Raw genomic sequence first — 7,664 nt, forward strand, 5'->3', positions numbered from 1 at the left:
TCGGTGCCCCCGGCAGGATTCGAACCTGCGACGCCCGGCTTAGGAGTCCGGCGCTCTATCCCCTGAGCTACGAGGGCGGCCCCCGAAGAATACCGGGACCGCGCCGGCCGCCCGGCCGCGTCGGGACCGGGAACACGGCGGCGGCGGGACGCCCCCCGGAAGGTTCGCCCCACCGCCGATGTGTCGGCGCGAGACCGACGGGGTGAGGCTACGCCCCGTGCACCGCGTGATGACTACGCTCGTGGCTGTGATCGATGCCGACGGGTCCGGGGAAGGTCGTGCCACCGCGGCGTTGACCCACCTCGACGACCAGGGCGCAGCGCGCATGGTCGACGTCTCGGCCAAGGACGTCACGACCCGCACCGCCACCGCGGCCGGTCGCTTCACCACCACGGCTGAGGTGATCGACCTACTGCGTCGCGACGGCCTGCCCAAGGGCGACGCCCTCGCCGTCGCCCGCATCGCAGGCATCGCGGGCGCGAAGCGTACGCCCGACCTCGTCCCCCTGTGCCATCCGGTCGCCCTGCACGGGGTCACCGTCGACCTGCGCCTCGAGTCCGACGCGGTGGTGATCACCGCGACGACCCGCACGGCCGACCGCACTGGCGTCGAGATGGAGGCCCTCACGTCGGTGGTCACCGCCGGCCTGGCGCTGTACGACATGGTCAAGGCCGTCGACCGCGGCGCCGTCCTGGGCGAGGTGCGCCTGCTGGCCAAGGCCGGCGGTCGCTCGGGGGAGTGGTCCGCCCCGTGAAGGCCGCGGCGATCACCTGCTCCAACCGCTCGGCCAGCGGTGAGCGGCCCGACGACTCGGGCGCGCTGCTCGCCACGTTGCTGACCGACGCCGGACACGACGTCGTGCTTCGTCAGGTCGTCCCCGACGACGTCGAACGGATCCGGGCGGCGGTGCGGGCGGCGCTCGAGGCCGGCGCGCGCGTGGTGCTGACCACCGGCGGCACCGGCCTGACCCCGACCGACGTGACGCCCGAGGCGGTGGCTCCCATGCTGCGCACGCAGGTGCCGGGCATCGCCGAGGCGTTGCGTGCTGCCTCCCGCGACACCGTGCCGACCTCGGTGCTCTCCCGCGGGATCGCCGGCACGGTCGACTCGGCGCTGGTCGTGACGCTGCCCGGGTCGCCGGGTGGCGTGCGCGACGGCATGGCCGTGCTGGCGCCGCTGCTCGAGCACGCGGTGGACCAGCTCGGCGGTGGCGACCACCGCCCCGGAGGTGGGGTGTGACCGACGTGGACCGGGTGGTTCGGCTGGTCGAGGTGTCCGCGGAGCCGCTCGACGTCGCCCGCCACGAGGCCGCCGTCGACCATCCGCGCTCCGGCGGCCGCGCCCTGTTCTGCGGGGTAGTCCGGGAACACGACCACGCGCGCGACGTCACCGACCTCGAGTACGAGGCGCACCCCGGGGCCGAGGCGGTCCTTGCCGAGGTGGCGGCCGAGATCGCCGCTCACCCCGATGTCCTGGCGGTCGCGGTCAGCCATCGGGTGGGGATGTTGACCGTCGGCGACGTCGCGCTCGTGGCCGCCGTGGCCACGGCGCACCGCCGCGAGGCCTTCGAGCAGTGCGCCCGGCTGGTCGACGAGGCCAAGGCACGGCTACCGATCTGGAAGCGTCAGGTCTTCACCGACGGCACCGACGAGTGGGTCAACTTCCCCTGATCGTCGAGGCGGGCGCGCGGGGCAGGCACACTGGTTCGCATGACCGACGAGACCGAGGGCCGCGTGCGCCCGCGACGTCGCGACGACGACGGACCGGTCCTGCCGGACGTCACCCGCGACGAGCTCGACGAGGGCTGGGGGGACGGCCGTGCGGCCGGCGACCGTGGGCGCGACGCCGACTGGTACCGACGCGAACGCCCGCCGCACCACGAGTAGCGGCGCGACGGGCGTCGGTAGGGGCGGACGCGATCCGCTGACGCGGTGCGGTCGTGCTGCAGCGCGGTCAGGGCTGCAGCGCGGTCAGGGCTGCGATGCGGTCAGGGCTCCGGTGCGGTCAAGGCTGCGGTGCGGTCAGGGCTGCGGTGCGCTCAGGGCTGCGGTGCGCTCAGGGCTGCGGTGACGGCCGGGTCGGCAGGGCGGCGCCGGGGGTCTGCTGAGAGAGCAGGTCGCGGATCTGCTCGAGCAGCACGATGTCCTCGGCCTTGGGCTCGGGGTCGGGCTCGCCCTTGGCCAGGCGCGCGGCGCGGGCCTCGGCGATGCGGTTGAGCGGGGCCACGATGAGGAAGTAGATCGCCGCGGCCACGATCAGGAACGTGATGGCCTTGTTGATGAAGTCGCCGTACAGGAACGTGCTGCCGTTGATCTTGAACTTGAGGTTGCTGAAATCGGGCTGCCCGCCGATGGCGGCGATCAGCGGCGTGATGATGTCGGCGACGAGGGCGGTGACGACCGCCCCGAAGGCGGCACCGATGACCACGGCGATCGCCAGATCGACGACATTGCCGCGCATGATGAATTCTTTGAAGCCCTTGAACATCAAATCCTCCGTGGTCGGGGGGAGGGGCGATCTTGCCACCGGCAGCCAGAGTCTAGGGGGGAATGACCACGGTTGTGAACGTTCGCAAGGATTGCAGGCGCGCGACCCGCAGGGCCGTCGCGCGGTCGCCGGCGATCAGGACGACCGCGGGCCTGCCCTCGCCGCCCGGCATCACGCCGAGCACGGTGACGCGCGACGCGACGACCTGCACGTCGTGATCGTCCGAGCCGGTGTCGCCCGAGCCGGCGACGTCCGGCGCGGGACCGGCGAGCACGTCGATGGTCGTGCCGGCGTGCACGTAGTCGGCGCTGCGCTCGTCGGCCACCTCGATCGGGACCGCACCGACACCCGGTGACAGACCGGCGGCGATGCCCGCGCCGAGGATGCGCGGTGCGGTCACCGGCTCGCCGCGACCCAGCGCTCCGGAGCAGCGTTTCCCGATCAGGAGACGGGGGTCGGCGACGGTCGACGGCGGATGCAGGGACGCCGGCCAGCGCACGACCCGCAGATCACCGGCACGCAGCGTGTGGCCGGCCGGGAGGGCGCGCGTGCCGACCACGACCGCGACGGTGCGCGCAGGTGCGCGGGCCGCAGCACGATCGCGCGCGGCGCCCACGGCGGATCCGACGGCCAGCAACACGCAGGTGCCCGCGGCGAACAGCCGCGGCCAGCGACCGACGCGCAGCCACAACGCCTGAACCGACTCGAGCATGGCCCGACCGTAAGCAGCGGCAACCCGTCGCGTGGCGCGATCGAGGTCGGCTGTGGACAGATCCCGGCTCTGTGGACGACGCAGGTTCCGGCGTCAGTCCGTGCTGGTAACGGAACTCAGGACGAGGCGGCGGCCTTCGACGAGGAGCCCGAACCCGACGACTGCTTGGCCGGGCCGGAGGTCGAGGACTTCCCTCCGCCGGAGGAATCCTTCGACGCGGACGACGAGTCCTTGGTCGAGGACGTCGAGTCCTTCGTCGAGGTCGAGTCCCTCCCGGACTCCTTGCCGGACGACGACTCCTTCGAGCCGGACTCGCCCGAGCCCGAGGATGCGCCGGCGCGGCTGTCGTTGCGGTAGAAACCGGAGCCCTTGAACACCACGCCGACCGCCGAGTACACCTTGCGCACCGGGCCGCCGCAGACGGGGCACTCGGAGGCAGAGGGATCCGTGAACGACTGCACCAGCTCGAACTTCTCTCCGCACTCCGGGTTGGTGCAGGCGTACTGGTAGGTGGGCATCGACACTCGCTCCAACAGGTACGTGGCTCCGACGAGCCGTTCCGGTCCGGCCCACTCGGGCTGGCACTCACAGGCTACGACTGCTAACCCGATCGGCGTGCACCGGTATTCCGCCGGGACCATCCCGACGGCGTGATCACGCCGTCCACCGGTCGGTCCCACGGCTCCGCGGGCACAGACGGCTCCCGCTCGCCGTCGAAGAGCACCGCGGCCGTCTCGGCCGACGGCGCGGACCGGACGAGCGCCCGGTCGTAGGAACCGCCGCCGCGACCGAGGCGCATCCCGTCGTCGCCGACCGCGAAAGCAGGCACCAGGACCAGCTCGGCGTCGCCGATCGCACCCTTGCCGAGGGCCGGGCCGATGCCGTCGGCCGACCACTCCGCCCAGTCGAGGTCCCTGTCCGCCAGGGTGATCGGCACCAGCAGCCGGAGGCCGGCCGCGCGCAGGCCGACGAGCAACCCCGTCGAGCCGGGCTCGGTCGACAGCGGGACGTAGGCCGCCGCGCAGCGCCACCCGGCCGCGCGCACCCGCTCCAGCACGACGTCTCGAACGGCCGCTCGCGCCTGCTCGCGCGTCTCGGGCGTCATGGCCGCACGGCTCGCCACCCGGCGGGCGCGCAACCGTGCCTTGGCCGCCCGCATCGCGTCGTGCTCGCCGAGATCGCCGGAATCCATGTGCGCATTCTCGCCCCGATAGGCTCGGCCCGTGGCCAGTCGAACCGTGTCCAAGGCGCTCATCCCCGCGGCGGGACGAGGCACCCGCTTCCTGCCCTTCACCAAGGCGGTGCCCAAGGAGCTCGCCCCGCTGGTGACCACCCCGGCCCTCGAGCTGGTCGTCGCCGAGGCCGCGGGGGTCGGCGTCACCGACGTGCTGCTCGTCGTCAACGACGAGAAGCGCCCGGCCATCGATGCCTACTTCGGACCCGATCCCGGTCTCGAGCAGGCCCTCGAGCGCAAGGGCGACGAGAAGGCGCTGGCCAGCATCAAGCGCCCGGAGCAGCTCGCCCGCGTCGCCTACACCAACCAGGACAACCCGCGGGGGCTCGGTCATGCGATCGGCTGCGGCGAGGAGTTCGCGGCCGGCGAGCCGCTGGCCGTCCTGCTGCCCGACGACATCATCGACGACCGCGACGCCCTGCTGGCGCCGATGCTCGAGGCGTACGCCGAACACGGCGGGGTCGTCATCGCGCTGCTCGAGGTGGGCATCGAGAACATCAGCAAGTACGGCGCGGTCGTGCTGGCCGACGGCGCCGATCCCGACGGTGACGTCGTCCAGGTCGTCGACATGGTCGAGAAGCCGAAGGCCGAGGAGGCCCCGAGCACCCTCGCGGTCATCGGGCGCTACGTCCTGCCGCCGGAGATCTTCGACGCGTTGCGCCGGACCGACCCCGGTGCGGGCGGCGAGATCCAGATCACCGACGCCATGCAGCGACTGGCCAAAGAGGGCACGCCGGTGCACGGCGTGATCTTCCGCGGACGCCGCTACGACACCGGCGATCGCCTCGACTACGTCAAGGCCGTCGTGCAGCTCGCGGTCCGACACCCCGACATCGGAGCGGACTTCCGTGCCTGGTTGGGGGAGTATGAGCCCGAGGCCGGCTGAACGGATGTCGGCTCCTGTGCAGACGGAGCGCACCTGACCGAGCGAGGAGAGCACGCCGTGGCTGATGACGACCGCCTGCGGACGGTCGACGAGCACCTGGCCCTCGTGCTCGACGGCATCGGCACGATCGACCCCATCGAGCTGACGCTGCTGGACGCGCAGGGGCTGCTGCTCGCCGAGAACGTCCGCAGCGATTTCCCGCTGCCCAGCTTCGACAACTCGGCCATGGACGGGTACGCGATCCGCGCGATCGACACCCGCGAGGCCAGCGCGCAGGAACCGGTCTCGCTGCGCGTCGTCGGCGACATCGCGGCCGGGGCGTCGTCACGCTCGGGCATGGGCCCGGGCCTGGCCATGCGCATCATGACCGGTGCGCCGATCCCGGCCGGTGCCGACGCGGTCGTCCCGGTCGAGGACACCGACCGCGGGATGGCCAAGGTCGCGATCCGGCGACCCGTCCACACCGGCCAGTTCCTGCGCCGCGCCGGTGAGGATCTCGCCGCCGGTTCGCCCGCGTTGGCCGCGGGCGCCGCCCTCGGTCCGCAGCAGCTGGCGTTGCTCGCCGCGATCGGCCGTGACCGCGTCACCGTCCGGCCGCGCCCACGCGTGATCATCCTGTCGACGGGCAGCGAGCTGATCGAGGTCGGCCAGCGCCCGTCGTTCGGCGAGGTCATCGACTCGAACTCCTACATGATCGCCGCGGCCGCGAAGGACGCCGGTGCCGACGCGCGCCGGGTCGGCATCGTCACCGACGACCACGCCAAGCTGCTGGACGCGCTGGAGAGCCAGCTGCTGCGCGCCGACGTGCTCGTCACCACCGGCGGGGTCAGCATGGGCGCCTACGACGTCGTGAAGGAGGCCCTCAGCGAGCTGGGGACGGTGGAGTTCACGCAGGTCGCGATGCAACCGGGCAAGCCGCAGGGATTCGGGCACCTGGGCAACAAGATCCCGATCTTCTGCCTGCCCGGCAACCCGGTCAGCAGCCTGGTGTCCTTCGAGGCCTTCGTGCGGCCGGCGATCCGCAAGCTGCTGGGCAAGCGCAGCCTGCAACGGGCCACCGTCAAGGCAACCGCGCTCGAGGGCGCGTCCAGCCCGTTCGGTGTCCGTCAGTACCGGCGCGGGGTGCTGCACCGCGAGTCGGCCGGTGGCTACAGCGTCTCGTTCGTGGGCGGGCCCGGCTCGCACCTGCTGGCCTCGCTGGCGCTCTCGAACTGCCTCGTCATCGTCGACGAGGAGACCACCGAGGTCGTGTCCGGCACCGAGGTGACGGTCCTGCCGTTGCTGCTGTCCAACCGCTGACCTCAGGGCGGCGCGCATGGCGAGGACCCCCGGATGGCCGGCCCAGCTAACGGCCGGCCCGCTGGTGCTGCGCGCGCCCAAGCTGCGTGACGGGCGGGTGTGGAGCGAGATCCGCATGCGCAACGAGTACTGGCTCGCGCCGTGGGAGCCGTCGTCGCCGCACAGCTGGGCCGAGCGCAACGCGGTGTCGGCCTGGCCGTCGCTGCACTCCGCGCTGAAGTCCGCCGGACGGCAGGGGACGATGCTGCCCTTCATGATCGACTACGGTGGCCGCCTCGTCGGTCAGATGAACGTCTCGAACGTCGTGCACGGCGCGCTGCGGTCCTGCACGGTCGGGTACTGGGTCGACGGCGCGGTGGCCGGGCGCAACATCACGCCCACCGCGCTGGCCCTGGTGATCGACCACTGCTTCACCGAGGTCGGGCTGCACCGCGTCGAGGTCGACATCCGTCCGGAGAACGCACCCAGCCTGCGCGTGGTCGAGAAGCTCGGGCTGCGACGCGAGGGCTACTACGAACGGTTCCTCGACATCGACGGCGGCTGGCGTGATCACGTCGCGTTCGCGGTCACCGTCGAGGAGCTGGCGGGCACGCCAATGGCGGCGCGCGCCGGCGAACCGCCGCCGGTGCCGACCTGGCGTTCGACGCGCTGATCACCGCGTCCGCGCGCCCCGCCCGGGCCTTCTCAACCTCAGGTTGAGGTTGTCCACCGACACGCCGCGGAACCTTCGGTAATCCGGTGGTCCGGGAATCTAGCGTGCTGATCACCGGTGTTACTGGTGTGACTGGAGAGATCTGGCTACCGACATCGCGCCCGGAGCGAGCCCGCGGATCGGAGGTTGCCGGATGCTCTCGCCGTTCATGACCGTCGTCGTGTTGATCGTTCTCTGGATGATCGTCGTGGTACCCATGGTGCTGCGCCGCAGCGACGAGCGTCGCCGCGAGCGCTCGGTGGCCGACTGGGGCCGGGGCATGCGCGCCCTCGGCCGTCGCTTCGACACCGTCAGCCCCGCGGACGCCCGCCCGCAGGACCGCTCCGAACTGTTC

12 protein-coding genes and 1 tRNA gene are annotated in these 7,664 nt (G+C 72.2%); 8 read left to right on the plus strand and 5 right to left on the minus strand.

Annotation, left to right across the window (positions count from 1 at the left end; translation table 11 throughout):
- Positions 1–4: 4 nt before the first annotated feature.
- Positions 5–77 (minus strand) — tRNA-Arg (locus ACFFCA_RS19460).
- A gap of 248 nt (positions 78–325) precedes the next feature.
- Between ACFFCA_RS19460 and moaC the strand changes: the two genes are divergently transcribed.
- The 4 genes from moaC to ACFFCA_RS19480 are packed head-to-tail and all read left to right on the plus strand — an operon-like array spanning position 326 to position 1,886.
- Positions 326–754 carry a cyclic pyranopterin monophosphate synthase MoaC gene (moaC, locus tag ACFFCA_RS19465; protein WP_375487909.1) on the plus strand — a complete coding sequence of 143 codons (429 nt, stop codon included), beginning with the start codon at positions 326–328 and terminating at the stop codon, positions 752–754.
- A complete protein-coding gene (locus ACFFCA_RS19470) occupies positions 751–1,239 on the plus strand; it encodes a MogA/MoaB family molybdenum cofactor biosynthesis protein (protein ID WP_375487888.1) in 489 nt (162 codons plus the stop codon). Before moaC ends, ACFFCA_RS19470 begins: the two co-directional genes overlap by 4 nt.
- Positions 1,236–1,670, plus strand: a complete 435-nt coding sequence (locus tag ACFFCA_RS19475; protein WP_375487890.1) for a molybdenum cofactor biosynthesis protein MoaE — start codon at positions 1,236–1,238, stop codon at positions 1,668–1,670. The genes ACFFCA_RS19470 and ACFFCA_RS19475 overlap by 4 nt, the downstream gene beginning before the upstream one ends.
- A gap of 39 nt (positions 1,671–1,709) precedes the next feature.
- A complete protein-coding gene (locus tag ACFFCA_RS19480) occupies positions 1,710–1,886 on the plus strand; it encodes a hypothetical protein (protein ID WP_375487892.1) in 177 nt (58 codons plus the stop codon).
- A 169-nt stretch (positions 1,887–2,055) separates the two neighbouring features.
- Here the strand turns inward: ACFFCA_RS19480 and mscL are convergent, their stop codons facing one another.
- The 4 genes from mscL to ACFFCA_RS19500 form a co-directional block, all read right to left on the minus strand.
- Entirely contained in the window at positions 2,056–2,487 is a 432-nt protein-coding gene (gene mscL / locus ACFFCA_RS19485) for a large conductance mechanosensitive channel protein MscL (RefSeq protein WP_375487894.1), read from the minus strand.
- Between the two features lie 52 nt (positions 2,488–2,539).
- Positions 2,540–3,199 (minus strand): SAF domain-containing protein, encoded by a 660-nt coding sequence (locus ACFFCA_RS19490; protein WP_375487896.1) that lies wholly within the window; start codon positions 3,197–3,199, stop codon positions 2,540–2,542.
- Between the two features lie 116 nt (positions 3,200–3,315).
- Complete coding sequence (locus ACFFCA_RS19495; protein WP_375487898.1) at positions 3,316–3,717, minus strand: FmdB family zinc ribbon protein; 402 nt, start codon at positions 3,715–3,717, stop codon at positions 3,316–3,318.
- Between the two features lie 83 nt (positions 3,718–3,800).
- Positions 3,801–4,391, minus strand: coding sequence for a 5-formyltetrahydrofolate cyclo-ligase (locus ACFFCA_RS19500; RefSeq protein ID WP_375487899.1), 591 nt, complete (start codon positions 4,389–4,391; stop codon positions 3,801–3,803).
- 31 nt (positions 4,392–4,422) lie between these two features.
- On the opposite strand from ACFFCA_RS19500, the gene ACFFCA_RS19505 reads away from it, so the two are divergent.
- The 4 genes from ACFFCA_RS19505 to ACFFCA_RS19520 all read left to right on the plus strand — a co-directional run.
- Positions 4,423–5,319 carry a UTP--glucose-1-phosphate uridylyltransferase gene (locus ACFFCA_RS19505; RefSeq protein WP_375487901.1) on the plus strand — a complete coding sequence of 299 codons (897 nt, stop codon included), beginning with the start codon at positions 4,423–4,425 and terminating at the stop codon, positions 5,317–5,319.
- Between the two features lie 57 nt (positions 5,320–5,376).
- Positions 5,377–6,618, plus strand: a complete 1,242-nt coding sequence (gene glp, locus ACFFCA_RS19510) for a gephyrin-like molybdotransferase Glp (protein WP_375487903.1) — start codon at positions 5,377–5,379, stop codon at positions 6,616–6,618.
- Between the two features lie 16 nt (positions 6,619–6,634).
- Positions 6,635–7,270, plus strand: coding sequence for a GNAT family N-acetyltransferase (locus ACFFCA_RS19515; protein WP_375487905.1), 636 nt, complete (start codon positions 6,635–6,637; stop codon positions 7,268–7,270).
- Between the two features lie 193 nt (positions 7,271–7,463).
- On the plus strand, positions 7,464–7,664 hold a 201-nt coding region (locus tag ACFFCA_RS19520; RefSeq protein ID WP_375487907.1), incomplete at its 3' end, for a hypothetical protein.

The organism is uncultured Jatrophihabitans sp. (assembly GCF_964252635.1).
Taxonomy (GTDB): domain Bacteria; phylum Actinomycetota; class Actinomycetes; order Mycobacteriales; family Jatrophihabitantaceae; genus Jatrophihabitans.

Bases quoted from the DNA above. Each gene is read 5' to 3' on its own strand.
- ACFFCA_RS19495 (WP_375487898.1), bottom strand. From the start codon at position 3,717: ATGCCCACCTACCAGTACGCCTGCACCAACCCGGAGTGCGGAGAGAAG.
- mscL (WP_375487894.1), bottom strand. From the start codon at position 2,487: ATGTTCAAGGGCTTCAAAGAATTCATCATGCGCGGCAATGTCGTCGAT.
- ACFFCA_RS19480 (WP_375487892.1), top strand. From the start codon at position 1,710: ATGACCGACGAGACCGAGGGCCGCGTGCGCCCGCGACGTCGCGACGAC.
- ACFFCA_RS19500 (WP_375487899.1), bottom strand. From the start codon at position 4,391: ATGGATTCCGGCGATCTCGGCGAGCACGACGCGATGCGGGCGGCCAAG.
- moaC (WP_375487909.1), top strand. From the start codon at position 326: ATGGTCGACGTCTCGGCCAAGGACGTCACGACCCGCACCGCCACCGCG.
- ACFFCA_RS19490 (WP_375487896.1), bottom strand. From the start codon at position 3,199: ATGCTCGAGTCGGTTCAGGCGTTGTGGCTGCGCGTCGGTCGCTGGCCG.
- ACFFCA_RS19515 (WP_375487905.1), top strand. From the start codon at position 6,635: ATGGCGAGGACCCCCGGATGGCCGGCCCAGCTAACGGCCGGCCCGCTG.